Source organism: Comamonas nitrativorans (assembly GCF_042654765.1).
In the GTDB taxonomy this organism is placed as follows: Bacteria; Pseudomonadota; Gammaproteobacteria; order Burkholderiales; family Burkholderiaceae_C; genus Comamonas; species Comamonas nitrativorans.
This window is the reverse complement of the sequence record NZ_JBHSEW010000004.1, coordinates 24,503-48,649: the sequence shown is the minus strand read 5'-3', so window position 1 is coordinate 48,649 and position 24,147 is coordinate 24,503. Positions and strand designations below refer to the sequence as shown.

At 64.0% G+C, this 24,147-nt stretch carries 23 protein-coding genes; 11 read left to right on the top strand and 12 right to left on the bottom strand.

Annotated features, from left to right (window positions below):
- Positions 1-24: 24 nt before the first annotated feature.
- Positions 25-1,173 (bottom strand): hypothetical protein, encoded by a 1,149-nt coding sequence (locus ACFO3A_RS05700; RefSeq protein WP_377724751.1) that lies wholly within the window; start codon positions 1,171-1,173, stop codon positions 25-27.
- Between the two features lie 69 nt (positions 1,174-1,242).
- Positions 1,243-2,001 carry a Crp/Fnr family transcriptional regulator gene (locus tag ACFO3A_RS05695; RefSeq protein ID WP_377724750.1) on the bottom strand — a complete coding sequence of 253 codons (759 nt, stop codon included), beginning with the start codon at positions 1,999-2,001 and terminating at the stop codon, positions 1,243-1,245.
- Positions 2,002-2,291: 290 nt separating this feature from the next.
- Here ACFO3A_RS05695 and ACFO3A_RS05690 point away from each other — a divergent pair, with 290 nt between their 5' ends.
- The 7 genes from ACFO3A_RS05690 to ACFO3A_RS05660 all read left to right on the top strand — a co-directional run bounded on the left by ACFO3A_RS05690 (position 2,292) and on the right by ACFO3A_RS05660 (position 10,860).
- Positions 2,292-4,226 carry an AMP-dependent synthetase/ligase gene (locus ACFO3A_RS05690; protein ID WP_377724748.1) on the top strand — a complete coding sequence of 645 codons (1,935 nt, stop codon included), beginning with the start codon at positions 2,292-2,294 and terminating at the stop codon, positions 4,224-4,226.
- A gap of 109 nt (positions 4,227-4,335) precedes the next feature.
- Positions 4,336-5,121: an ABC transporter ATP-binding protein gene (locus tag ACFO3A_RS05685; RefSeq protein ID WP_377724997.1), complete on the top strand. Its 786-nt coding sequence runs from the start codon at positions 4,336-4,338 to the stop codon at positions 5,119-5,121.
- 20 nt (positions 5,122-5,141) lie between these two features.
- Positions 5,142-6,071, top strand: coding sequence for a branched-chain amino acid ABC transporter permease (locus ACFO3A_RS05680; protein WP_377724747.1), 930 nt, complete (start codon positions 5,142-5,144; stop codon positions 6,069-6,071).
- 18 nt (positions 6,072-6,089) lie between these two features.
- Positions 6,090-7,154, top strand: a complete 1,065-nt coding sequence (locus ACFO3A_RS05675; RefSeq protein ID WP_377724745.1) for a branched-chain amino acid ABC transporter permease — start codon at positions 6,090-6,092, stop codon at positions 7,152-7,154.
- Positions 7,155-7,293: 139 nt separating this feature from the next.
- Positions 7,294-8,610 carry an ABC transporter substrate-binding protein gene (locus ACFO3A_RS05670; protein WP_377724744.1) on the top strand — a complete coding sequence of 439 codons (1,317 nt, stop codon included), beginning with the start codon at positions 7,294-7,296 and terminating at the stop codon, positions 8,608-8,610.
- Between the two features lie 102 nt (positions 8,611-8,712).
- A complete protein-coding gene (locus ACFO3A_RS05665) occupies positions 8,713-9,534 on the top strand; it encodes an ABC transporter ATP-binding protein (protein ID WP_377724742.1) in 822 nt (273 codons plus the stop codon).
- Between the two features lie 75 nt (positions 9,535-9,609).
- On the top strand, positions 9,610-10,860 hold the full coding sequence (locus ACFO3A_RS05660; protein WP_377724740.1) for a phenylacetate--CoA ligase family protein: 1,251 nt from the start codon (positions 9,610-9,612) through the stop codon (positions 10,858-10,860).
- A gap of 237 nt (positions 10,861-11,097) precedes the next feature.
- On the opposite strand, the gene ACFO3A_RS05655 is transcribed toward ACFO3A_RS05660, so the two are convergent.
- From ACFO3A_RS05655 to ACFO3A_RS05640, 4 genes are all read right to left on the bottom strand, one after another.
- Positions 11,098-11,448, bottom strand: a complete 351-nt coding sequence (locus ACFO3A_RS05655; protein ID WP_377724739.1) for a DUF1840 domain-containing protein — start codon at positions 11,446-11,448, stop codon at positions 11,098-11,100.
- A 54-nt stretch (positions 11,449-11,502) separates the two neighbouring features.
- Complete coding sequence (locus ACFO3A_RS05650; protein ID WP_377724737.1) at positions 11,503-12,120, bottom strand: hypothetical protein; 618 nt, start codon at positions 12,118-12,120, stop codon at positions 11,503-11,505.
- An 89-nt stretch (positions 12,121-12,209) separates the two neighbouring features.
- Positions 12,210-12,464 carry an acyl-CoA-binding protein gene (locus tag ACFO3A_RS05645; protein ID WP_377724736.1) on the bottom strand — a complete coding sequence of 85 codons (255 nt, stop codon included), beginning with the start codon at positions 12,462-12,464 and terminating at the stop codon, positions 12,210-12,212.
- A gap of 123 nt (positions 12,465-12,587) precedes the next feature.
- Complete coding sequence (locus ACFO3A_RS05640; RefSeq protein WP_377724734.1) at positions 12,588-13,241, bottom strand: RNA pyrophosphohydrolase; 654 nt, start codon at positions 13,239-13,241, stop codon at positions 12,588-12,590.
- A 113-nt stretch (positions 13,242-13,354) separates the two neighbouring features.
- On the opposite strand from ACFO3A_RS05640, the gene ACFO3A_RS05635 reads away from it, so the two are divergent.
- From ACFO3A_RS05635 to ACFO3A_RS05625, 3 genes are all read left to right on the top strand, one after another.
- Complete coding sequence (locus tag ACFO3A_RS05635) at positions 13,355-15,097, top strand: proline--tRNA ligase (RefSeq protein WP_377724732.1); 1,743 nt, start codon at positions 13,355-13,357, stop codon at positions 15,095-15,097.
- 5 nt (positions 15,098-15,102) lie between these two features.
- Complete coding sequence (locus ACFO3A_RS05630; protein WP_377724731.1) at positions 15,103-15,747, top strand: lytic transglycosylase domain-containing protein; 645 nt, start codon at positions 15,103-15,105, stop codon at positions 15,745-15,747.
- Between the two features lie 68 nt (positions 15,748-15,815).
- A complete protein-coding gene (locus tag ACFO3A_RS05625; protein ID WP_377724729.1) occupies positions 15,816-16,781 on the top strand; it encodes a Dyp-type peroxidase in 966 nt (321 codons plus the stop codon).
- 27 nt (positions 16,782-16,808) lie between these two features.
- On the opposite strand, the gene ACFO3A_RS05620 is transcribed toward ACFO3A_RS05625, so the two are convergent.
- Entirely contained in the window at positions 16,809-18,491 is a 1,683-nt protein-coding gene (locus ACFO3A_RS05620; protein WP_377724727.1) for a flagellin N-terminal helical domain-containing protein, read from the bottom strand.
- Positions 18,492-18,717: 226 nt separating this feature from the next.
- On the opposite strand from ACFO3A_RS05620, the gene ACFO3A_RS05615 reads away from it, so the two are divergent.
- Positions 18,718-19,044 (top strand): helix-turn-helix domain-containing protein, encoded by a 327-nt coding sequence (locus ACFO3A_RS05615; protein ID WP_377724725.1) that lies wholly within the window; start codon positions 18,718-18,720, stop codon positions 19,042-19,044.
- Positions 19,045-19,095: 51 nt separating this feature from the next.
- Here ACFO3A_RS05615 and fghA read toward each other — a convergent pair whose 3' ends face one another.
- The 5 genes from fghA to era all read right to left on the bottom strand — a co-directional run bounded on the left by fghA (position 19,096) and on the right by era (position 24,034).
- Entirely contained in the window at positions 19,096-19,926 is an 831-nt protein-coding gene (gene fghA / locus ACFO3A_RS05610; protein ID WP_377724723.1) for an S-formylglutathione hydrolase, read from the bottom strand.
- Between the two features lie 386 nt (positions 19,927-20,312).
- Positions 20,313-21,425, bottom strand: a complete 1,113-nt coding sequence (locus ACFO3A_RS05605; protein WP_377724721.1) for an S-(hydroxymethyl)glutathione dehydrogenase/class III alcohol dehydrogenase — start codon at positions 21,423-21,425, stop codon at positions 20,313-20,315.
- A gap of 24 nt (positions 21,426-21,449) precedes the next feature.
- Positions 21,450-22,253: a pyridoxine 5'-phosphate synthase gene (locus ACFO3A_RS05600; protein ID WP_377724720.1), complete on the bottom strand. Its 804-nt coding sequence runs from the start codon at positions 22,251-22,253 to the stop codon at positions 21,450-21,452.
- Positions 22,250-23,017, bottom strand: coding sequence for a DNA repair protein RecO (gene recO / locus ACFO3A_RS05595; RefSeq protein WP_377724719.1), 768 nt, complete (start codon positions 23,015-23,017; stop codon positions 22,250-22,252). The genes ACFO3A_RS05600 and recO overlap by 4 nt, the downstream gene beginning before the upstream one ends.
- Positions 23,018-24,034 (bottom strand): GTPase Era, encoded by a 1,017-nt coding sequence (gene era, locus ACFO3A_RS05590; RefSeq protein WP_377724995.1) that lies wholly within the window; start codon positions 24,032-24,034, stop codon positions 23,018-23,020. It abuts the gene before it with no gap.
- Positions 24,035-24,147 lie beyond the last annotated feature (113 nt).

Here is a 24,147-nt window from a genome sequence, read left to right as displayed (position 1 = left end):
TTGTTTATCAGCGCAAGGCGCTATTTATTCAGAACGCGGCTTGCGTTTGCGAAAGCCTTGATCGGCGGACTCCGGGGGCTTGTCTTCCGGGCGGATCACCTTGATCGGCGCGGCCTTGCCTTTCAGGCTGGCCGGGGCGCGGTAGGTGCGGATGCTGCCCCGGCCGCGCTGTTCGCCTTCCGGCGCAGCGGCAGAACGCTGCGCAGCACGATCAAAGTCGCCGCGTGGCGGACGGTCGGAAAAATCACGCTGCGGACGGTCGCTGCGCGGGCCGCGTTCCTGGCGCTCGCCGTCACGGCGCGGGCCTCGGTCGTCCTTGCGGAAGCCGGGGCGGTCGTTGTCGAAACGGCGCTGCGGACGCTCGCCACCTTCAGAACGGCGTTCCTGCGGACGATCGCCATCCGCACGGCGGAAGCTGGGACGGCCATCGGCGTGACCGAAGCCGCCGCGTTCCTGGCGCTCGCCGTCACGGCGCGGGCCTCGGTCGTCCTTGCGGAAACTGGGACGGTCGTTGTCGAAACGGCGTGGTGGACGTTCACCGCCTTCAAAGCGGCGTTCCTGCGGACGCTCGCCATCCGCACGGCGGAAGCTGGGGCGGCCATCGGCTTGACCGAAACCGCCGCGCTCCTGGCGCTCGCCGTCACGGCGCGGGCCTCGGTCGTCCTTGCGGAAACTGGGACGGTCGTTCTCGAAATGGCGCTGCGGACGTTCACCGCCTTCAAAGCGGCGCTCCTGCGGACGTTCGCCATCGCGGCGCGGGCTACGGTCATCGTTGCGGTAGCTGGGACGATCGTTGTCGAAACGGCGCTGCGGGCGCTCACCACCTTCAAAGCGGCGTTCCTGCGGACGCTCGCCATCGGCGCGGCGGAAGCTGGGGCGGCCATCGGATGGGCCGAAACCGCCGCGCTGCGGACGGTCGCCGTCGCGGCGCGGGCCACGGTCGTCTTTGCGGAAACCGGGGCGGTCGTTGTCAAAACGGCGCTGCGGGCGCTCGCCCCCACGCTCGAAACGGTCACCGCTGCGCTGCGGACGGTCGCCACGCGGGCCGCGTTCCCCTTCCTGGCGCGGGCCACGCTCCCCCTCCCGCCGGGGGCCAGAAGCAGAAAAATCCCGGCGGGCGGGACGTGGGCCGGGACGGGGGCCGGAAGAGGATCGTGGTTTGGAAGGAGGCATGGCCATCTCTGGGCAAAGGAAGGCGGGTATTGTCGCTGCGCCGCCCTGTCCTTGTCCGCACTCGGGCACTCAGGCGCCGATGGCGGCCATCTGCGGCGGGGCGGTTTTGCGGCTCGGGAACACGCCGGTGCGCAGCGCTTCCAGGTCCAGAACGCGCACGCCGCCGTATTCGACCTGGATGGCGCCAGCGGCCTCCAGCGTGGTCAGCGCCTCGTTGACGCGCTGGCGCGACAGGCCGACCAGGTAGGCCAGTTCCTGCTGGGTGATGCGCAGCACGTGGGCATTGCCGCAATAGGGATAAAGCACCGGGTTGAACAGCGCTGCCAGATTGCGGGCCACACGCAGGTCGGGGCTGGAGAGGCGGTCGATCTCCCGCGCGGCGATGAACTGGCCCAGGCGTTCGTTGAGCTGGCTCATGATGTAGCGGTTGAAGCCCAGCGAGTTGTCCAGCAGCCAGTGGAAGGTGTCGATGTGCAGCCCGGCCACCACGCTTTTGCGCAACGCCTGCACGTTGTAGCGGTACGGCTCGCGCTTGATGCAGGTGCCTTCGCCAAACCAGCCGCCCGGCGGCAGTCCGGCAAAGGTCATGCTGACGCCCTGGGCGTTTTCCGAACTCATTTTCAGCAGCCCGTCGGTCAGGCCGAACCAGTACGTCACCTGCCGCCCCAGCACGCAGACGTGTTCGCCAGGCATGGCCTGCGAGATCTGCAAGGAACTGACGGCCCGGTCACGCTCATGGGGCTGGAGCAGGCGCAACCAGGGAATGCTGCCCAATTCCTGCATGGTGGGAGAGCGTCTGCGTTGGTACAAAGAAGGTATCGAACTCATAAACGGTAAGCATCGGGGCAGATGTCGGCCCTGTCCCCTAGGGTTTGCCACAGGGTGCGGCGTTTTTCCGCCATTCACCCCTGCAAATGATGAAAATAAACCACAGTAAAAAGCAGATGGCACAGATACACAGCAGGATAACCCGATAAGAAGTTTCCCTAGGAAAGTCGTCAAAAGGACACAATAACGTCAAACTCGCCACTACGATTGTTGGAAATCCGGTGCAAATCAGACTTTTTGACACGAAACTGACTGCACACCTTCCAGAACATCGTTTGCGAGGAACCGCCATGGCGACCACTTTTCCGCACCTGCTCCTAGAACATGCCGCCCAGCGCCCCCAGGCACCGGCGCTGCGTGAAAAGGAGTACGGCATTTGGCAGACCTGGAGCTGGGCCGACGTGACCAGGGATGTGCGCCACATGGCCTGTGGCCTGGCTGCGCTGGGCCTGGCACGGGGCCAGAACCTGGCTTTTGTGAGCGACAACCGCCCGCACGTCTACATGGGCTTTGCCGCCGTGCAGAGCCTGGGGGCCATCCCGATTCCGCTGTACCAGGACGCCGTGGCGCAGGAAATGGCCTTCGTGGTGCAGGATGCCGACATCCAGTTCGCCTTTGCCGAAGACCAGGAACAGGTGGACAAGCTGCTGGAAGTGCGCGAGTCCGTGCCCGGCATCACCCACATCATTTACGACGACCCGCGCGGCCTGCGCAAATACGAGGAGCCGGGCCTGATCAGCACCGCCGAGCTGAAAAAGCTGGGCGAGACCTGGGACCGCGACCACCCCGGCGTGTGGGAGAACATGCAGCAGCGCGTGCAGGCCGAGGATGTGGCGGTGATCCTCTACACCTCGGGCACCACGGGCAAGCCCAAGGGCGTGTGCCTGACGCACGCCAACTTCATCGGCTCGGCCAAAGGCGGGGTGGAGGTGGACAAGCTCGGCCCCAACGACAACGTCATCTCCTACCTGCCGCCGGCATGGGTGGGCGACCACCTGTTCTCCTACGCCCAGTGGCTGGTGGCAGGCTTCACCATCAACTGCCCGGAATCGGCGGCCACGGTCAGCATCGACATGCGCGAGGTCGGCCCGACGTACTACTTCGCCCCGCCCCGGGTGTTCGAGGGGATGCTGACCTCGGTATCGATCCGCATGGAAGATGCCGCCGCATTCAAGCAGTGGCTGTTCCAGAAGGCCATGAACGTGGCCAAGCGCGTGGGTTCGGACATTCTGGACGGCAAGAGCGTCGGCACCGTGGACCGGCTGAAATACTGGCTGGGCGACCTGATGATCTACGGGCCGCTGCGCAACGCCATGGGCCTGTCGCGCATCCGCGTGGCCTATACCGCCGGCGCGGCCATCGGGCCGGAGCTGTTCCAGTTCTTCCGCAGCATCGGCATCAACCTGAAGCAGCTGTATGGCCAGACCGAAACCTGCGCCTACGTGTGCCTGCAGCGCGACGGCCAGGTGGACATCAACAGCGTGGGGCAGGCAGCCCCGGGCATCGAATTGAAAATTGCCGACAACGGCGAGGTGCTGCTCAAAGGCGTTTCGGTACTCAAGGAGTATTACAAGCGCCCCGACGCCACGGCCGAGGTCATCGATGAAAACGGCTACTTCAAGACCGGAGACGCCGGGGTGATCGGTGCCAACGGCCAGTTGCGCATCATCGACCGCGCCAAGGACGTGGGCAAGATGTCCACTGGCGCCATGTTTGCGCCCAACTACATCGAGAACAAGCTCAAGTTCTTCTCGCACATCAAGGAAGCCGTGTGCTTCGGCAACGGCCAGGACAAGGTCTGCGCCTTCATCAACATCGACTACGAAGCCGTGGGCAACTGGGCCGAGCGCCAGGGCATCCCTTACGGCGGCTACGTCGATCTGGCGTCCAAGCCGCAAGTGCTGGAGCTGGTGGCCGACTGCGTGCGCCAGGTCAATGCCGGGCTGGCCGCCGAAGAGGGCATGGCCGACACCCAGGTGGCCCGCTTCCTGGTGCTGCACAAGGAACTCGACCCGGACGACGACGAGCTGACCCGCACCCGCAAGGTGCGCCGCAACTTCATCGCGGACAAGTACGGCGTGCTGATCGATGCGCTGTACAGCGGCAAGACCGAACAGTTCATCGAAACCCAGGTGAAGTTCGAGGACGGGCGTACCGGCAGCGTCAGCGCCACGCTGAAGATTCTGGAAGGGCAGGTGTATCCCGCCGCCCGTCAGGCCGCCTGAGCCTTGCCCCGGGAACCCCATGACCGACGCCGCTGTTTTGGAACATGACCGCGCCGCTGCCGGCGCTCCACAGCCCCCTTCCCCCATTGCCCAAGAAAAGGCCAATGCCATGACGGACAAGAAAATCGGCGATGTCATTCTGGACATCCAGAACATCAGCCTGCGCTTTGGCGGCGTGAAAGCGCTGACCGACATCTCATTCAACGTGCGGGAGCATGAAATCCGCTCCATCATCGGCCCCAACGGTGCCGGCAAGTCGTCGATGCTCAACTGCATCAACGGCGTCTATACGCCCAGCGAAGGCTCGATCACCTTCCGCGGCCAGACCTTTGCGCACATGAACAGCCGCCAGGTGGCGGAAATGGGCGTGGCCCGCACCTTCCAGAACCTGGCGCTGTTCAAGGGCATGAGCGTGATCGACAACATCATGACCGGGCGCAACCTGAAGATGAAAAGCAACATCCTCCTGCAGGCGCTGCATCTTGGCCCGGCGCGGCGCGAGGAGCTGGCGCACCGCGAGTTCGTCGAGAACATCATCGACTTCCTGGAAATCCAGGCCTACCGCAAGACGCCCGTGGGCCAGTTGCCCTACGGCCTGCAAAAGCGCGTGGACCTGGGCCGCGCCCTGGCCATGGAGCCGCAGGTGCTGCTGCTCGACGAGCCGATGGCCGGGATGAACGTGGAGGAGAAGCAGGACATGTGCCGCTTCATCCTGGACGTGAACGAAGAATTCGGCACCACCATCGTGCTGATCGAGCATGACATGGGCGTGGTGATGGACATCTCCGACCGCGTCGTGGTGCTGGACTACGGCAAGAAGATCGGCGACGGCATGCCCGACGAAGTGCGCAACAACGAAGACGTGATCCGTGCCTACCTGGGCACCTCCCACTGAAAGAACAAGGAGCGAACAACATGGCATTCTTTCTGGAAACCCTGTTCGGCGGCCTGATGGTGGGCACGCTGTACGCGCTGGTAGCGATTGGTTTTGTGTTGATTTTCAAGGCCTCGGGCGTCTTCAACTTCGCCCAGGGGGCGATGGTGCTGTTCTCCGCCCTGGTGATGGCCCGTTTTGCCGAGTGGATTCCGAGCTGGCTGGGCATGGAGCCGGGCCTGCTGGGCAACCTGCTGGCGATCGTGGTCACGCTGGCCAGCATGGTGGTGGTGGCCTGGCTGATCGAGCGCCTGGCGCTGCGCCACCTGGTCAACCAGGAGCCGATCATCCTGCTCATGGCCACGCTGGGCATTGCCTACCTGCTGGACGGCTTCGGGCCGATGGTGTTCGGCTCGGAGGTCTACAACATCGACGTGGGCATGCCCAAAGACCCGGTGTTCCTGATGGAGTCCACCTTCGAAGGCGGCGTGATGATCAGCCTGGAAGACCTGTTTGCCGCCGGCATTGCTGCCGTCATGGTGGCAGCCCTGAGCATCTTCTTCCAGAAAACCAAGACGGGCCGCGCCCTGCGGGCCGTAGCCGACGACCACCAGGCTGCGCAATCCATCGGCATTCCGCTGTCGCGCATCTGGGTCATCGTCTGGTCGGTGGCCGGGGCCGTGGCCCTGGTGGTCGGCATCATCTGGGGCAGCAAGCTGGGCGTGCAGTATTCGCTGTCGCTGGTGGCCCTCAAGGCGCTGCCGGTGGTGATTCTGGGGGGCCTGACCTCCCTGCCCGGCGCCATCATCGGCGGCCTGATCATCGGCGTGGGCGAGAAGCTCTCGGAGGTGTACCTCGGCCCCATGGTGGGCGGAGGCATCGAAACCTGGTTCGCCTATGGCCTGGCACTGTGCTTCCTGCTGGTGCGTCCCCAGGGTTTGTTTGGCGACAAGATCATTGACCGCGTGTAAGCCGGGAGGAAAAACAACATGTTCTATCGTGAAAACGGTCAATTCAAGACCAGCTACGCTGCCGACCAGCAGATCTTCACCGTCTCCCAGGACCGCTACGCCATCCTGGCCCTGCTGGCCGTGGCCTTCGTCGCCGTCCCGCTGCTGGCCAGCGACTACACCTTTCAGGCCATCCTGATTCCCTTCGTCATCATGAGCCTGGGAGCGCTGGGGCTGAACATCCTGGTCGGCTACTGCGGCCAGATCTCTCTGGGTACCGGTGCCTTCATGGCCGTGGGTGCCTACGCGGCATACAACTTCCAGGTGCGTTTCGAGGGGATGCCGCTGCTGCTCGCCCTGATCGGCGGCGGGCTGTGCGCCATGGTGGTGGGGGTGATTTTCGGCCTGCCCAGCCTGCGCATTCGCGGCCTGTACCTGGCCGTGGCCACCCTGGCGGCACAGTTCTTCGTCGACTGGCTGACCACCCGCGCCGCCTGGGTGACGAACAACTCCTCCTCCGGCTCCGTCAGCGCCCGCGCATTGGAGATTGCCGGCTGGCAGATCGACACGCCGATGGAGAAATACCTGCTGTGCCTGGCCATCCTGACCGTGCTGGCACTGGCGACGAAGAACCTGGTGCGCAGCTCGGTGGGCCGCGAATGGATGGCCATGCGCGACATGGACGTGGCCGCCAGCGTGATCGGCATCCGCCCGGTGTACGCCAAGCTGTCGGCCTTTGCGGTCAGCTCCTTCGTCGTGGGCATTGCCGGGGCGCTGTGGGGCTTCGTCCACCTGGGCGCCTGGGAGCCGGCGGCGTTCAGCCTCGACCGCTCGCTGCAACTGCTGTTCATGATCATCATCGGCGGCCTCGGCTCCATCGTGGGCAGCATCTTCGGCGCGGCCTTCTTCGTGCTGCTGCCGCTGCTGCTCAACCACGTGCCGCACTGGCTGGGCCTGCCGATTTCGACGGCCACGGCCACCTATCTGGAGCACATGATTTTTGGCGCCTTGATCGTGTTCTTCCTGATTGTCGAACCGCACGGTCTGGCCAAACTCTGGGCCACGGCCCGGCAGAAGCTGCGCGTCTGGCCCTTCCCGCACTAACCCCGAACAGCGCTGGCAGCCTGCAAAAATGCTGCCGACGCTTGCAGACATTACGTTTCAGGCACTTTTAACTGTTTTTAACCACGACACCCCAGAGTGCCGCTAACCGGGGCTACCGCCCCACCCTAAGGAGACTGTCATGAAATTCAAAACCATTGCCCTGGCGACTGCCACCGTTGCGGCCAGCATGGGTGCCCTGCTGGCCAGTCCGGCCGCCCACGCTGCCGAGGAGCAATTCATGCCGCTGCTGGTCTACCGCACCGGCCAGTTTGCGCCGCTGGGCATTCCATGGGCCGACGGCAAGCAGGACTACCTGAAGCTGGTGAACGCCAAGGGCGGCATCAACGGCGTCAAGATCACCTTCGAAGAATGCGAAACCGCCTACGACACCGGCAAGGGCGTGGAGTGCTACGAGCGCCTGAAGAGCCGCACCAACGGCTCGGGCAGCTTCGACACCCAGTCCACCGGCATCACCTTTGCCGTCAGCGACAAGGCGCCGGGCGACAAGACCACCATCGTGACCCCGGGCTACGGCCTGTCGCAATCGGCCGATGGCCGGGTGTTCGAGTGGAATTTCCCGCTGCTGGGCAACTACTGGACGGCCGCCGATTCCATGATTCAGGACATCCTGAAAAAGGAAAAAGGCAGCCTGAAGGGCAAGAAGATCGCCCTCGTCTACCACGACTCGCCCTACGGCAAGGAACCGATTCCACTGCTGGAAAAACGGGCTGCCAAGGAAGGCTTCGAGCTGCTGAAACTGCCCGTCACCCCCCCTGGCGTGGAACAGAAATCCACCTGGCTGCAAGTGCGCCAGCAAAAACCTGACTACGTGCTGCTGTGGTCGGCCGGCGTCATGACCCCGACCGCCGTGCGTGAAGCCCAGGCCACCGGCTACCCGCGCGACAAGATGTACGGCATCTGGTGGGCCGGCTCCGAGCATGACGTGCGCGACATCGGCGCAGGCGCCAAGGGCTACAACACCATCACCATCCACAACACCGCCGAACACGACAAGGTACATAGCGACCTGAAGACCATGGTGTACGACAAGGGCGATGGTGCCTCCAAGGACGGCAAGAGCGTCGGCTCGCTGGCCCACACCCGCGGCATGGTGATCGCCATGCTGCAGGTCGAAGCCGTGCGTACCGCACAGGAGAAGTTCGGCAAGGGCAAGACCATGACCTCCGAGCAAGTGCGCTGGGGCCTGGAAAACCTGAACCTGACGCAGGAACGCCTGAACGAGTTGGGCTTTGGCAAGGTGCTGCGCCCGGTCAAGACCAGCTGCGAGAACCACCTGGGCACCGACTGGGCCCGCATCGCACAATGGAACGGCAACAAGTTCGAAGTCGTCTCCGACTGGTACCAGGCCGACAAGAGCATCGTCGATCCTCTGGTCAAGGAATACGGCGAGAAATACGCCAAGGAGAAAAACATCCAGGTGCGTGACTGTAAATAAAAGAGCTACTTCCGCACTATCCAAGCCATTTGGATAGTTAAACATCTGCAAGCGCTTTAAACACAAGCGCTTGCAGCTATCAATAAATCTTTAGGTGATGGTATGAGTACAGCAACCCCTGCGGCCCAATCGCTGGTCGAAGTCAATGGCATTGAAGTCATCTACAACCACGTCATCCTGGTGCTCAAAGGCGTCTCGCTCAAGGTACCGGAACATGGCATCGTCGCCCTGCTGGGCGGCAACGGTGCCGGCAAGACCACCACCTTGCGGGCCATCTCCAACCTGCTCAAGGGCGAGCGCGGCGAAGTCACCAAGGGCAGCGTCACGCTGGAAGGCGAGGAAATCCAGAACCTCTCGCCCTCCGACCTGGTCAAGCGCGGCGTCGTGCAGGTCATGGAAGGCCGCCACTGCTTCGCCCACCTGACGATCGAGGAAAACCTGCTCACCGGCAGCTACACCCGCACCGACAAGGCCGAGATCGCCCGCAACCTGGAGAAGGTCTACAACTACTTCCCGCGCCTGAAAACGCGCCGCACCAGCCAGGCCGCCTACACCTCCGGCGGCGAACAGCAGATGTGCGCCATTGGCCGCGCCATCATGAGCAATCCGCGCATGGTGCTGCTGGACGAGCCGTCGATGGGGCTGGCGCCGCAGATCGTCGAAGAAGTGTTCAACATCGTGCAAGACCTCAACCAGAAGGAAAAAGTCACCTTCATGCTGGCCGAGCAGAACACCAACATGGCGCTCAAATACGCCGACTACGGCTACATCATGGAAAGCGGGCGCATCGTCATGGACGGCCCGGCGCAGGAACTGGCCAGCAACGAGGACGTCAAGGAGTTCTACCTGGGCGTCGGCGGCAGCGAGCGCAAGAGCTTCAAGGATGTGAAAAGTTATAAGCGCCGCAAACGCTGGTTGGCCTGACAATCTGCACCACCATCAGCTCCCGCAGCACCCCGATCGGCTTGCGCTCACTTTCCCTCCTTGCGAGAAACGCCCATGTCCTCACCGTTCTACGACACCCTTGAAACCCGCAGCCCTGCCGAGCGCGAAGCCGCCCTGCTGGCCGCCCTGCCAGGGCAGATTGCCCACGCCCAGGCGCACAGCAGCGCCTTTGCAGACATCCTGGCCGGCGTCGATGCCGCCAGCATCACCAGCCGCGCCGCCCTGGCCCAACTGCCCGTCACGCGCAAATACCAGTTGCTGGAGCGCCAGCAGGCCCAGCGTGCCAGCACGCCCTTCGGCGGCTTTGCCACGCACGGCTTCGGCCCGGCCATGCCGCGCGTGTTCGCCAGCCCCGGCCCGATCTACGAACCCGAGGGCCAGGGCCGCGACTACTGGCGCATGGCCCGCGCCATCTACGCCGCCGGCTTTCGCAGCGGCGAACTCATCCACAACTGCTTCAGCTACCACTTCGTCCCCGCCGGGGCGATGATGGAAAACGGCGCCCACGCCATCGGCTGCACCGTGTTTGCCGGCGGCACCGGCCAGACCGAGCAGCAGGTGCAGGCCATGGCCGAACTGCGGCCCGCCGGCTACATCGGCACGCCCAGCTTCCTGAAACTGATCCTGGAAAAAGCCCAGGCCATGGGCACCCCGCTGCCCAGCCTGCGCAAGGCCATGGTGTCGGCCGAAGCCTTCCCCCCCTCGCTGCAGCAATGGCTGCAGGAGCGCGGCGTCACCGGCTACCAGTGCTACGCCACCGCCGACCTGGGGCTGATCGCCTACGAAACCGAAGCCCGGCAAGGGCTGGTCGTCGATGAAGGCGTGATCGTGGAAATCGTGCGCCCCGGCACCGGCGACCCCGTGCCCGAAGGCGAAGTGGGCGAACTGGTCATCACCACCCTGAATGCCGACTACCCGCTGATCCGTTTCGGCACCGGCGACCTCTCGGCCATCCTGCCCGGCACCTGCCCCACAGGCCGCACCAATGTCCGCATCAAAGGCTGGCTGGGCCGCGCCGACCAGACCACCAAGGTGCGCGGCATGTTCGTCCAGCCCGGCCAGATCGTGGACGTGGCCAAGCGCTTCCCGCAAATCCAGCGCGTGCGCCTGGTCGTCACCGGCGCCATGGCCAACGACACCATGACCTTGCACGTCGAAACGCTGGAAACCGCCCCCGGCCTGGTGCAATCGCTGCAGGATGCCGTGCGGGAAGTGACGAAACTGCGCTGCGAGGTGCAGTTCCACCACCCGGGCCGCCTGCCCAACGATGGCAAGGTCATCGAGGACGCCCGCAGCTACGACTGAGAACCTGTTCACGATCTCCGCGCGGGTGTGCAGTCGCGGCCTCGGGCGGTCTGCGTCGTTGCAAATCCTCGCCATAGCACCGCTATGGCTGCGGTTTGCGTCTAGCAGCCCATCCCGATCCGCTTCCCGCCCCCCTTCGCGCCGAGATCGTAAACACGTTCTAAGCACGCCGCCCCGACAGCAATAAAAAAACCGCTGCAAAATTTGCAGCGGTTTTTTTACCTGGAAGGCTGCCGTTTATTTCTTGGGCTGCCAGGTCACGTCCTTGCTCTCGGCCAGGCTGGCCCGCAGCATCTCGGCCAGCGGCGCCACGCGCTGGCGCAGGCTGATGGCGCCCAGCTCGGCAGACTCCGCCCCGGCCTTGGCACTGACGGCGACATCCGGGGATTGGGCCGCAGCCTCCAGCGCCTTGCGGCGCACCTCATCGGCTTCGACTGCCTCGGCCAGCGTCTGCAACGCCGCCGGAATCTGGGCCACGGTGATGATGCCTGGCTCTCCCGGTGTTTTGTCCAGCAATTGCAGGATGTGCTTGGCCGTGGCCTCCAGCATGAGCAGATCAGCGGCTGCGCGGGATTGGAAGGTATACATAAGGGCCCCCTTTCTAAACGTTGTGAAAAATACTTTTCGTCGATTGTGCCCAGCTTAGGCCACGCTGCCAATCAACTTCAGGTAAGCCCGCCGGGTGCCGGGCTGCACCGATTCGAGCACCTGCTCATACTGTGTCTTGTGCCGCGTGAGCAGCCGAACCGAAGCAATCGTGCGGGTCTTGCCGAACCAGTGGCAAGTGTGCTGCATCAGCAGCAGTTCTGCCGTCATGGTAAAGGCCAGGTCACGCCGCGCATCGCCCTGCACCTCCGGCGGGGCACAGGCGGCACGAATTGCCTCGGCGTGCAGCGCCAGCGCCTTGCGCATGTCAAAGGTGTAGGCCGGAAACAAGCGGTCAAAAAACGGCAGGGACAGCGGCAGCGTGCTCACCCGCGTGTCCTCGGCGCTTTCCTTGGCAAAACCGTCGACAAACCGCTGGAACTGCTCGACCAGTTGCTGCTCCTGGCGCGTCAGCACCTCCCAGGCGTGCTGCTGGCGCTGCGGGTCTTTTTCTTCCAGGGCTTGCAAATACCCGTCGATCAGGGTGCCCAGGATTTTTTCCACCTGGGTGGGCGCCAGGTGCTTGGCCAGCAAGCCCACACGGCGGCGCTGTTCGCTGGTCTGGAGCCAGAACACGCCAATACCGATCATCAACATCAAACTCAAACCGCTCATAGCTGCTCCTTGGGGCGAGTGTAGTGTCAGCAGCGGCCTGGACGGCCATAAAAAACGGCCCCGCAGGGCCGCTTCCATGGTGCTTGCGCTTAACGCAGCGAAGTGATCAGGTCGATGTAGCCTTGCTTGGCTTCATCCAGGCTCTGGCCTTTGAGCTTTTCCCAGGCATCCCACTTGGCGCGGCCGACCATGTCGGTGAAGCTGGGTTTTTTGGCTTCGTTGTCGCCTTCCGTGGCCTGCTTGTACAGCGCGTAGATTTTCAGCAGGGTGGCGTTGTCGGGGCGCTCGCTCAAGGCAGTGGAATTTTTTACGGCATCGTCAAACGCGGCGTGCAGATCGGACATGGCAAGTCTCCAGAAAGAATAAGTAAGAAACGCCAGTGTAGCCAAAACCGGCAAATAAAAGAACGATCGTTCTAAAAATACCCGCCAACACCAACGGCCCCGCAGGGCCGTTGGCAAATACCGTCAGCTCGCGCTGGGCGGCTCCGGGTCAAAGCTGGCCCCCGGAGGCAGCTCCATCGTCGCCCCGCCCGGCGCCCAGGGTGTGCGCAAGGCGTTGCGGGCCGGTTCGGCAGCGGGCGCGGCATCACGCCCCGTTTCACGGCTGCGCATCCCGCCACGCAGGTAGCGGTTGCGCGGCTGCTCGCCACGCGGCAGAAAACGGGCCAACTCGGTCAGCGCCATTTCATAGACGCCGCGTTTGAACTCCACCACCACATCCAGCGGTACCCAGTAATCGTTCCAGCGCCAGGCGTCGAACTCGGGGTGGTCGGTGGCCCGCAGGTTCAGGTTCCAGTCGTGGCCCATCAGCTGCAGCAGAAACCAGATCTGCTTCTGGCCGCGGTAGTGGCCGCGGGCTTCGCGGCGTATGAATCGGTCTGGCACCTCGTAGCGCAACCAGTCGCGGGTGCGGGCGACGATGCGCACATGCTCGGGCTGCAGCCCGACTTCCTCGTGCAGTTCCCGGAACATGGCCTGTTCGGGCGATTCGCCCCGGTCAATGCCACCTTGCGGAAATTGCCAACTGTGTGTGCGTATGCGTTTACCCCAGAACACCTGGTTCTTCTGGTTGAGCAGGATGATGCCGACATTTGGGCGAAATCCGTCCCGGTCAAGCATAATCAAACCCCAATTTTCAAGTTGGGTTCATTATGCCTGCCCCCTTGCCTTCGGCAAGCGGGGCAGGCCCATTTCCTGCTCACCCATCCCTTGCGCCCTGGCCTGCTCTTGCTATGAAAGCTTCGCAATTTCTCATCTCCACCTTGAAGGAAGCCCCGGCTGACGCCGAGATCGTCAGCCACCAGCTCATGACCCGCGCGGGCATGATCAAAAAACTGGGCGCAGGTGTCTACACCTACATGCCCATGGGGCTGCGCGTGATCCGCAAGGTGGAAGCCATCGTGCGCGAGGAAATGAACCGCGCCGGGGCCATCGAAGTGACCATGCCGGTGGTGCAGCCCGCCGAGCTGTGGCAGGAAACCGGGCGCTTCGACAAGATGGGGCCGGAGCTGCTGCGCATCCAGGATCGCCACGGGCGCGACTTCATCATCCAGCCGACCAGCGAGGAAGTCGTCACCGACATCGCCCGCCAGGAGTTCAAGAGCTACAAGCAGTTGCCCAAGAACCTGTACCAGATTCAAACCAAGTTCCGCGACGAGCGCCGCCCGCGCTTTGGCCTGATGCGCGGGCGCGAGTTCATCATGAAGGACGCCTATTCCTTCGACAAGGACCGCGACAGCGCCCAGATCAGCTACCAGGCCATGCGGGCAGCCTACCAGCGCATCTTTGACCGATTCGGCCTGCAATACCGTGCCGTGCGGGCCGACAGCGGGGCCATCGGCGGCGACCTGAGCGAAGAATTCCAGGTGATCGCCGCCACCGGCGAGGACGCCATCGTCTACTGCCCCCACAGCGATTACGCCGCCAACATCGAAAAGGCCGAAAGCCTGCCGCCCGCCGGCCCGCGTCCTGCGGCCCGCGAGGCATTGGAAAAAATCGCCACCCCCGGCAACAGCACCTGCCAGGCCGTGGCCGACCAGCTGGGCCTGCCGCTCTCGCGCACCATCAAATCCCTGGTGCTGGCCACCGACACCTCCAACGAAGCGGGCGAAGTGGTCAAAACCCAGGTCTGGCTGCTGCTGCTGCGCGGCGACCACGACATGAACGAAGTGAAAGTCGGCAAGGTGGACGGCCTGGCCAACTTCCGCTTTGCCAGCGTGGCCGAAATCGAGGAGCACTTCGGCTGCCAGCCCGGCTACCTGGGGCCTTTGAACCTGCAAAAACCGGTCAAGCTGGTGGTCGATCGCGAAGTGGCCGTCATGGCCGACTGGATTTGCGGCGCGAATGAAAAAGACTTCCACATCCGGGGCGTGAACTTCGGCCGCGACCTGCCCGAACCCGAGCTGGTCGCCGATCTGCGCAACGTCGTCGCAGGCGACCCTTCACCCGATGGGCAAGGCGTGCTGGCCATCGAGCGCGGCATCGAGATTGGTCACGTGTTCTACCTGGGCACCAAGTATTCCGAAGCCATGAACGCCACCTTCCTGGCCGAGAACGGCAAGCCCACACTGTTTGAAATGGGCTGCTACGGCATCGGCGTGACACGCCTGCCCGCTGCGGCCATCGAGCAGAACCACGATGCCCGCGGCATCATCTGGCCCGATGCCATCGCGCCCTTCACCCTGGTGATCTGCCCCATCGGCATGGATCGCAGCGAGCTGGTCAGGCAGGAAACCGAAAAGCTCTACGCCGAACTGCTCGTGCTGGGCGTGGACGTCATCCTCGACGATCGGGGCGAGCGCCCCGGCGCCATGTTTGCCGACTGGGAGCTGATCGGCGTGCCGCACCGCGTGGTGCTGGGCGATCGGGGGCTGAAAGACGGCCTGGTCGAATACCAGCACCGCCGCGATGCCGCTGCCACGCCCCTGCCACTGGCCGAAGTGGTGCCGCAACTGCGGGCCAAGCTGGGCCTGTAAGCCGCATGGGGCCAGCAGCGGTTCTGAGCCGTCGGCGCTGCATGCTGGGCGCCGCCACCTGGGCCGCGCTGCACGCCCTGCCTGCCCGGGCCGGGGCGCAGCTGGAAGAGCCTCTGATCGACGCCGTGCGTTCGGCCCTGCGGGCGGCGGTGAGCGAACTGTCGCCGCCCGAACCCATCTTTGCTTCCACCGACGCACGGCTGCATTACCTGCGCTGGCTGACCGCCACCAGCGACAGGCTGCGCAAGCGCATGCCCGACTGGGAAGTGCGCCGCGACTTTCTGCAAACCCTGTGGTACGAAGCCACCCGCGCCGGGCTGGAAGTGTCCCTGGTGCTGGGGCTGATCCAGGTAGAAAGCGGCTTTCGCAAATTCGTCATCTCCCACGCCGGGGCACGCGGCTATATGCAGATCATGCCGTTCTGGACGCGGGTGATTGGCGACGGCGACCCCGGCAAACTGTTCCATATGCAGACCAATCTGCGCTTTGGCTGCGTCATCCTGCGCCACTACCTGGAGCGCGAAAAGGGCGACATGTACATGGCCCTGGGCCGCTACAACGGCAGCCGGGGCAAGCCCCAGTACCCCAACGCCGTGTTTGCCGCGCAACGCCAGTGGACGTTCAACCCCGAGGCCGACCGCCAGACCTGAGCGCCGCCCCCCAACCCAGGTGCCGCCCCGCCCCCGCGCAAGCCACCGCTGAAACCGAAAGATTGCTTATGACCGCCACCTGCCCCGCCCACACCCTGCCCGAACCCCAGGCCGTGACCGCATCGGCAGGCGAAGCCGCACACTTCATCGTCCTGAACATTGCCCCCGGCGCAGCGGCGGAAGCTAGCGTGCGCGACTTCCTGGGCAACGCCGCCGGGCTGACGCGCAGTGTCGGCCACCGCTGGGCACAGCACCGCCTGACGATGGTGGTCGGCATCGGTGCCCACGCCTGGCAGCGCCTGTTCCCTGACCGGGCCATGCCCGCTGGCCTGCACCCTTTTCAAGCAGTGCGCGGGGCCAGACACCACGCCCCCGCCACCCCGGGCGACCTGCTGCTGCACATCCGCGCCCAGGCCGCAGACATGACGTTTGAACTGGCCATGCAGGCCATGCGTGCCCTGGGCGCAGCCGTGCAGCCGGTGGACGAAGTGCATGGCTTTCGCTACTTCGACGCCCGCAGCATGGTCGGCTTTGTCGATGGTACGGAAAACCCCGCAGGCCGCGCCGCGCTGCAAGCCACGCTGATCGGCGAAGAAGACCCGGAATTTGCCTGGGGCAGCTACGCCATCGTGCAAAAGTACCTGCACGACATGGACGCCTGGAATGCCCTGACCACCGAGGAGCAGGAGCGCGTGATGGGCCGCACCAAGCACGACGACATCGAACTGCCCGACGACGTCAAGCCCAGCAACTCCCACGTCGCCCTGAACGTGATCGAGGACGAAGACGGCAACGAACTGGCCATCCTGCGGGCCAACCTGCCCTTTGCCACCCCTTCGCGCGGGGAATACGGCACCTACTTCATCGGCTACGCCCGCAGCCCTGCGGTGACGGAGCAGATGCTGACCAATATGTTCATCGGCCGCCCGGAAGGTAACTACGACCGCCTGCTGGACTTCAGCCGCGCCGTCACCGGCGGGCTGTTCTTTGTCCCGGCGCAGGATTTGCTGGAGGCGCTGGGCGAAGAGGATTGAGGGGCCGATACCCCGCCCCCGGCTTGCTTAACTTTGCAGCAGTTGCAGCACGTTCTGCGGAATCTGGTTGGCCTGCGCCACCATCGCCATGCCTGCTTGTTGCAGGATTTGCGTGCGGGCCAGGTTGGCGGTTTCCTGGGCAAAGTCGGCATCGACGATGCGCCCACGGGCGGCGGAGAGGTTTTCCGTCTGGATGTCGATGTTGTTCACCGCCGTTTCAAAGCGCGTCTGCACTGCGCCCAGCGTGGCGCGGGCGCTATTGACCTGATCGATGGCGCTGTCGATTTTCTTCAGCGCGACCCAGGCACCTTTTTGGGTGGATACGTCGATATTGGCAATCCCATGCTCCCCGGCAACGCCGGAGTTGCTGCCAATGCCCATACCGGTTTCTTCCTTGATGTTGGAGTCCAGCACCGCCAGGCGATAGGTATCGCTCAATTGCTGTACGGCGTGATTGGCTGCCGTCAGATTCAGTCGGTCGTAAGGGCCAGGGGCGGGGACGGTAGGGTCGTTGTAAACGGCGGCATTGACCGCAGCCACGTAATCCTGCAACGCCTGGGCCATCGGATCGATGCTGGTGTCCATGTTGGCGGTATGCGGCGGCGGGAATACATGGTGTTCCAAGCCCACCAACGGGTCGTTGGCAATGTCCAGGTACAACTGCAAGTCATTCGCGCTGTTGCCAGGAGCGCCGGTTGCGGCCTTGGCTGCGGTGAGGGCGGCATTCATCGCATCACGCGGCAAATAGTCCAAAGTAGCCGCATAGGAAGATGCGCCAATGCCAGTGGATGGCTGGTCGAATCCAAAAAACTCCACCGTTTCATAGCCCGTGATATTGCTGCCAGCAGCGGGCTTTGATAGGTCATGGAGCGTTCCGTCCAGCGTGGTATTGACCGTCTGCCAGCGTACCCCCATCTCATCGACCTTCCCGCTGGCGCTGGACATGAAGTCAATCCGGGCGGCCTCCGTCCCCTCGATCTTGGTCAGATACGCAGTAATGCCATGCTCATAGGTCTTTGCGTTGATGGCCTCGACCACCTGACCCATGCGCTCAATCCCGTTGTTGGCAGGTGGAATGCCATCCAGCTCAATCAAGCCATTCACGGTGGATATTTTCAAGGTTCCTTTGGGGATGGCAATGTCATGAAACACCACGGCACTGCTGTCCTGGGTACGTGACGTGGTTCCATAGGTCACGGTCGATACTTTCTCCGCCCGCGTGTCCACCAGCTTGCCCAACGTAATGTTGTCGCCCGAGTTGGCCCCCACCTGGAACACCGCACCGGCAAAGCTGCCGTCCAGCACCTTCTGGCCGTTGAAATTGGTCTGCTTGGCCACGCGATCAACCTCGTCAAACAACTGCTTGACCTCCAGTTGCAGCGCCGCCCGGTCGGATGCGCTGTTGGTGGCGTTGCCCGCCTGCACGGCCAGCTCGCGCATCCGTTGCAGCATGTCGCCGACCTTGCCCAGGGCGCCTTCCGCCGTCTGCGCCAGCGAGATGCCGTCGTTGGCATTGCGCGAGGCCACGGTCAGCCCTTTGACCTGGGTGAGCATCCGCTCGGAAATGGCCAGCCCCGCCGCATCGTCCTTGGCGCTATTGACGCGCAGGCCCGAGGACAGGCGCTGCATGGTGGTGTTCAGGGATTTGCCCGAAAACGCCAGATTGCGCTGGGCGTTGATAGAAGCGATGTTGGTGTTGATGGTGGCCATGGCAATGTCTCGTCAGGGAGGTGAAAACACATGAAAGCTACGTAATTCGTAGTTGTTATGAAGCGTAACGATCCATGCTTTTACGAATCCAGGAAAGACAACTGCAAAAACTACGCATTTCGTAGTTCTTAAAACGCTTTCAGGACTTGACAAGTGTTTAACTACGTAATACGTAGTATTGACTTTGCTGCAAAACTACGAGTCTCGTAGCCTTTTGAGGCAGGCAATGTCCGAGGCGGATAAACAATGGGGAGTACGGCTCAAGCAGGCCCGCTTGGCGGCAGGGCTATCGCAGAAGATGCTGGGAATCGAAGCGGGGATTGACGAATTTGTCGCCAGTACCCGCATCAATCGTTACGAGCTGGGTGTCCACAAACCCGATCTGCTCATCGCCAGAAAACTGGCCAGGGTGCTGAACGTGCCGGTGGCGTTTTTCTACACCGATACCGACGACGATCTGGCGCAATTGCTGCTGCACTACTGGCGGGCCGATGCCGCCACACGCCAGGAGGCACTGGCATGGCTGGCCGCCAGGCAGGCCAATGGCGCATGAACGCCCCAACGCTGCCGAAGCTGCGCAGAGCGCCCACCCCCTCCAGGTCGATCAGCGCAACGCCACCGCGTGGTGCGCCAGATGCTCGCCGATAAAGCTGGCGATGAAGTAGTAGCTATGGTCATACCCCGGCTGCAACCGCAAGGTCAGCGGATGCCCCGCCGCTGCACAGGCGGCCTGCAACCGCTGCGGCTGGAGCTGGCCGGCCAGAAACTCATCCGCATCCCCCTGGTCGATCAGCAGCGGCAGCCGCTGCGCTGCGGAAGCGATCAAGGCCACCGCATCGTGCGCCGCCCAGGCGGCCCGGTCATCGCCCAGGTACGCCGCAAACGCCTTCTGCCCCCAGGGCACCTGGCTGGGCGCGACGATGGGCGCGAACGCCGAGACGCTGGCATAGCGCCCCGGATGGCGCAGCGCCAGGGTCAGCGCCCCGTGCCCGCCCATGCTGTGGCCGCAGATGCCGCGTTTTTCGGTGGTGGGGAAATGCGCCTCGACCAGTGCGGGCAGCTCTTGCACCACGTAGTCTTCCATGCGGAAATGGGCGGCCCAGGGGGCTTGCGTGGCGTTGAGGTAAAAGCCTGCACCCTGGCCGAGATCGTAGGCAGGGTCATTGGCAACCCCTTCGCCGCGCGGGCTGGTGTCAGGGGCGACGAGGATCAGGCCCCACTGCGCGGCGTATTGCTGCGCCCCGGCCTTGGTGATGAAGTTCTGCTCGGTGCAGGTGAGACCCGAGAGCCAGTAGACGACCGGGCAGGGTTCGCCTTGCAGGGCCGCCGGGGGGAGGTAGACGCCCAGCTTCATGGTGCAGCCCAGGGTGCTGCTGGTGTGTTGCCAGACTTCCTGGCGGCCACCGAAGCTGGCGTGCTGTTCTATGCGCTCCATATCTATTCCTTATTTGATAGCTTGTTCCGCTTTTTAATTAACGGTTTCAAGCATATAACTATCTGAAATCATTTTGAGTATTGCGGTAGCAGCTATTTTTTTGTCTTTTGATGGGTTGAAGGCTGCTGGCCGGGTCTCGCCCCGGCAGGCGACTCCCTTTCTTGCACGCGCAAGAAAGGAAGCAAAGAAAGCGTGCTGCGCAGCTTGAATACCCGCCGTGAAACTCGCTTCGCGCCCTTTGGGCGCTGCGCTCGGACAACCACGGCGAGTATGGATGGGTGAGGGCTTGCCTGTACCACTGCTGCGCTGGTTTTCATTGCCCGAAAGGTGTGGCCGCCTCGCTTGCTGCGCAGCTTCGGGGGCACACGCAGGCCGTGGCCTTGGCTTTAGGCGTAGTGGACTACGCTGCGGATGGATTTGCCTTGGTGCATCAGATCGAAAGCCTGGTTGATGTCCGTCAGCGGCATGGTGTGGGTGACGAAGGGGGCGAGCTGGATGCGGCCTGCCATGGCGTCTTCGACCATGCCGGGCAGTTCGCTGCGGCCCTTGACGCCGCCGAAGGCGGTACCCAGCCACTTGCGGCCCGTGACCAGTTGGAACGGGCGGGTGCTGATCTCCTGCCCCGCGCCGGCCACGCCGATGACGATGCTCTGGCCCCAGCCCCGGTGGGCGCATTCCAGCGCGGCCCGCATGACGTTCACGTTGCCGATGCACTCGAAGCTGTGGTCCACGCCCCAGCCGGTCATTTCCACGATCACTTGCTGGATGGGCTGGTCGTGGTCTTTGGGATTGACGCAATCGGTCGCCCCAAACAGCCGCGCCAGGTCGAATTTATCGGGGTTGGTGTCGATGGCGATGATGCGCCCGGCCTTGGCCAGCTTGGCGCCCTGGATGGCGGCCAGGCCGATGCCGCCCAGGCCGAACACGGCCACGGTGTCGCCCTCCTGCACCTTGGCGGTGTTCTTGACCGCGCCCAGGCCGGTGGTAACGCCGCAGCCCAGCAGGCAGACCTGCTCGGGATTGGCATCGGGGTTCACCTTGGCCAGCGAGACTTCGGCCACCACGGTGTATTCGCTGAAGGTGGAGCAGCCCATGTAGTGGTAGATCGGCTGGCCGTTGTAGGAAAAGCGCGTGGTGCCGTCCGGCATCAGGCCCTTGCCCTGGGTGGCCCGCACGGCCACGCACAGGTTGGTCTTGCCGCTTTTGCAGAACAGGCATTCGCCGCATTCGGCGGTGTAGAGGGGGATGACGTGGTCGCCGGGCTGCACGCTGGTCACGCCCTCGCCCACTTCGACGACGATGCCCGCGCCCTCGTGGCCGAGGACGGCGGGGAAGACGCCTTCGGGGTCGTCGCCGCTCAGGGTGAAGGCATCGGTGTGGCAGACGCCGGTGTGGGTGATCTTCACCAGCACTTCGCCCTTTTGCGGCGGGGCAACGTCGATTTCGACGATCTGCAGGGGTTCTCCGGCCTTGAAGGCCACGGCGGCGCGGGATTTCATGGGGTCAGTCTCCTTGATGGGGTTTCAGGGATGCAGCAGCCTGCGCTCCTGCATTCCCTGGTCGATGCAGCGCTGGTAGGCCCGCACGGTGTCGGTATAGCCCAGCTCCAGCGCATCGGCGATGAAGGCGTGGCCGATGGACACTTCCAGCAGCCCCGGCACGGCGGCGACGAAGGCCGAGAGGTTGTCGCGGTTCAGGTCGTGCCCGGCATTGATGCCCAGGCCCGCCGCCAGCGCGGCCTGCGCCGCCTGGGTGTAGCGCTGCAATTGCGCGGCCTGTGCGGGGGTGCCCCAGGCGGCGGCGTAGGGTTCGGTATACAGCTCGATGCGGTCGGCGCCGACGGCTTTGGCCGCCGCCATCTGTTCGGACACGGGGTCCATGAACAGGCTCACGCGCACGCCCAGGCCGCGGCATTCGGCGATCAGGGGGCGCAGGCGGTCGGCGTCCTGCGGGAAGCTCCAGCCGTGGTCGCTGGTGAACTGGTCTTCGCTGTCGGGCACGAAGGTGGCCTGCTGCGGGCGCACCTGGCGGATGAAGTCCATCAGGTTCTGCGTGGGGTTGCCTTCGATGTTCAATTCCGCCTCGGGCCAGGATTGCAGCAGTTCGGCCAGTTCGTACACGTCCTGGCTGCGGATGTGGCGACCATCGGGGCGCGGGTGGATGGTGATGCCCTGGGCGCCGGCCTCCAGGCATTGCAGCGCAGCACGGGAGACGGAGGGGATGCCCAGGTGGCGCGTGTTGCGCACCAGGGCCACTTTGTTCACGTTCACCGACAGGGCGGTGCGGATGGCGGGCGTGGCAGTGGAAGAGGCGGCAGGTAGGGTCATAAGGCTTGTAAATCCATCATCAACTGGCGTGTGCGCAGCATAGGACTTCCGCAATGAAATTGCAGCACGGTGCGCAATTGCGCCTTGAGCGCGGCGGCCAGGGGGGCGCACACGTTCAGCACCGGGGCAAAGCTGCGCTGCTCCTGGCCCAGGGCGTGTTCCAGCGCCTGCCACTGCGCCCCGGTCAGGGCGATGCGGTCGTGGGCGGCAAAGGGGCGCAGCCCGGCTTCCGGGGCCAGCACGTAGGCGGCGTCGGGTTGCAGGGGATGCAGGTTCACGGTCTGCACGTCCAGGGCGGGCAGCAGGCCCAGCTCGCGCAGCAGGATCAGCTCGAAGGCGCGTAGCGCCGGCTCCTGCACCACGTCGTGCTGCGTGGCCAGCAGCCTGATGAGGGCGGCGTAGACGTCGAACAGATAGGCATACGGGTCGTCGCGGGCCAGCAGGCGCATGAGCAGCTCGTTCACGTACAGCCCGGCCAGCAGGCGCTCGCCCATGGGCATGATGTGACCACCGGCCCATTCCGCGCCCCGCAGGGTGTGGATGTCGGCCTGGCCGCTGCCCGCCAGGGTGTAGGTCAGGCGCAGCGGTTGCAGGCCCAGCAGCACGGGGCGGAAGTTGGAGGTGTGTTTTTTTGCGCCTTTGGCCACCAGCGCCACGCGGCCCCGGTGGCGGGTGAGGGTTTCCAGGATCAGGCTGGATTCGCTCCAGTCGTAGCGGTGCAGGATGAACGCGGGCTCATCGCTGACCCGCTGGGCGCTGGCCATTTACTCGTAGCCGAAGGATTTGACGCGGGCAGCGTCGTCGGCCCAGCCGGAGCGCACCTTCACCCACACTTCCAGAAAGACTTTGGCATTCAGCAGCTTTTCCAGCTCCTGCCGCGCCTCGGTGCTGATCATTTTCAGGCGCTCGCCACCCGCGCCGATGACCATCGCCTTGTGCCCGTCGCGCTCGACCACGATGGTGGCGGCAATGCGCATGAAACGGCCATGCTGGGCGCTGGGCTCTTCCTCGAACTTGTCGATGACGACGGTGGAGGTGTAGGGCAGCTCGTCGCCGGTGAAGCGGAACAGCTTTTCGCGCACCGTTTCGGAGGCCAGGAATTTCTCGCTGCGGTCGGTCAGCTCGTCCGCGCCGTAGAACCACGGCTGCTGCGGCAGGTAGGGGGCGCAGATGCCCAGCAGGCGCTGGATGTCGTCGCGCTTCTTGGCCGACATGGGGACAAATTCGGCAAACGGGTGGCGCTCCTGCATGTCGCGCAGCCAGGGGGCGATTTCGCCCCGGCGATGCACGCGGTCGAGCTTGTTGGCAATCAGCAGCGTGGGGATGCCGGGCTTGAACAGCGACAGCACCTTGGCGTCGGCCAGGGTGAAGCTGCCGGCCTCGACCACGAACAGGATCAGGTCGACGTCGCCGATGGCGCCCATCACGGTCTTGTTCAGCGACTTGTTCAGCGCGGTGCTGTGCTTGGTCTGAAAGCCCGGGGTGTCGACGAAGACGAACTGCGTCTCCTCCCGCGTGCGGATGCCGGTGATGCGGTGGCGCGTGGTTTGCGCCTTGCGGCTGGTGATGGAGATTTTCTGCCCCACCAGCGCATTCATCAGCGTGGACTTGCCCACGTTGGGTTTACCGACGATGGCGATCAGGCCGCAGCGCTGCTCCTCGGGCGCATAGCTGCGCGGCGGCGGGGCGTCGGCGGCGGCAGCATCGTTCGGCCCGTCGGCGTCGCTGGCCTCGCCGGGCAGCCGCGCCACGCTGGCGCCGGATTTGGCGGCAGCCAGCATGGCGTCCAGCTCGGCCATGCTTTGGCCTGCGGGGGTAACAGCAGGGAAATTCTTGGTAACAGGAGCTGCTTGCGCTTGCCCAGCCTTGTTTTTAGATTGTTTTTGTGCTGAAA

Bases quoted from the DNA above. Each gene is read 5' to 3' on its own strand.
- ACFO3A_RS05645 (WP_377724736.1), bottom strand. From the start codon at position 12,464: ATGTCCGATCTGCACGCCGCGTTTGACGATGCCGTAAAAAATTCCACT.
- ACFO3A_RS05670 (WP_377724744.1), top strand. From the start codon at position 7,294: ATGAAATTCAAAACCATTGCCCTGGCGACTGCCACCGTTGCGGCCAGC.
- ACFO3A_RS05680 (WP_377724747.1), top strand. From the start codon at position 5,142: ATGGCATTCTTTCTGGAAACCCTGTTCGGCGGCCTGATGGTGGGCACG.
- ACFO3A_RS05675 (WP_377724745.1), top strand. From the start codon at position 6,090: ATGTTCTATCGTGAAAACGGTCAATTCAAGACCAGCTACGCTGCCGAC.
- ACFO3A_RS05700 (WP_377724751.1), bottom strand. From the start codon at position 1,173: ATGCCTCCTTCCAAACCACGATCCTCTTCCGGCCCCCGTCCCGGCCCA.
- ACFO3A_RS05695 (WP_377724750.1), bottom strand. From the start codon at position 2,001: ATGAGTTCGATACCTTCTTTGTACCAACGCAGACGCTCTCCCACCATG.
- ACFO3A_RS05600 (WP_377724720.1), bottom strand. From the start codon at position 22,253: ATGACCCTACCTGCCGCCTCTTCCACTGCCACGCCCGCCATCCGCACC.
- ACFO3A_RS05630 (WP_377724731.1), top strand. From the start codon at position 15,103: ATGGGGCCAGCAGCGGTTCTGAGCCGTCGGCGCTGCATGCTGGGCGCC.
- ACFO3A_RS05615 (WP_377724725.1), top strand. From the start codon at position 18,718: ATGTCCGAGGCGGATAAACAATGGGGAGTACGGCTCAAGCAGGCCCGC.
- ACFO3A_RS05640 (WP_377724734.1), bottom strand. From the start codon at position 13,241: ATGCTTGACCGGGACGGATTTCGCCCAAATGTCGGCATCATCCTGCTC.
- era (WP_377724995.1), bottom strand. From the start codon at position 24,034: ATGCTGGCTGCCGCCAAATCCGGCGCCAGCGTGGCGCGGCTGCCCGGC.
- ACFO3A_RS05625 (WP_377724729.1), top strand. From the start codon at position 15,816: ATGACCGCCACCTGCCCCGCCCACACCCTGCCCGAACCCCAGGCCGTG.
- ACFO3A_RS05690 (WP_377724748.1), top strand. From the start codon at position 2,292: ATGGCGACCACTTTTCCGCACCTGCTCCTAGAACATGCCGCCCAGCGC.
- ACFO3A_RS05660 (WP_377724740.1), top strand. From the start codon at position 9,610: ATGTCCTCACCGTTCTACGACACCCTTGAAACCCGCAGCCCTGCCGAG.
- fghA (WP_377724723.1), bottom strand. From the start codon at position 19,926: ATGGAGCGCATAGAACAGCACGCCAGCTTCGGTGGCCGCCAGGAAGTC.
- recO (WP_377724719.1), bottom strand. From the start codon at position 23,017: ATGGCCAGCGCCCAGCGGGTCAGCGATGAGCCCGCGTTCATCCTGCAC.
- ACFO3A_RS05635 (WP_377724732.1), top strand. From the start codon at position 13,355: ATGAAAGCTTCGCAATTTCTCATCTCCACCTTGAAGGAAGCCCCGGCT.
- ACFO3A_RS05650 (WP_377724737.1), bottom strand. From the start codon at position 12,120: ATGAGCGGTTTGAGTTTGATGTTGATGATCGGTATTGGCGTGTTCTGG.
- ACFO3A_RS05655 (WP_377724739.1), bottom strand. From the start codon at position 11,448: ATGTATACCTTCCAATCCCGCGCAGCCGCTGATCTGCTCATGCTGGAG.
- ACFO3A_RS05605 (WP_377724721.1), bottom strand. From the start codon at position 21,425: ATGAAATCCCGCGCCGCCGTGGCCTTCAAGGCCGGAGAACCCCTGCAG.
- ACFO3A_RS05665 (WP_377724742.1), top strand. From the start codon at position 8,713: ATGAGTACAGCAACCCCTGCGGCCCAATCGCTGGTCGAAGTCAATGGC.
- ACFO3A_RS05620 (WP_377724727.1), bottom strand. From the start codon at position 18,491: ATGGCCACCATCAACACCAACATCGCTTCTATCAACGCCCAGCGCAAT.
- ACFO3A_RS05685 (WP_377724997.1), top strand. From the start codon at position 4,336: ATGACGGACAAGAAAATCGGCGATGTCATTCTGGACATCCAGAACATC.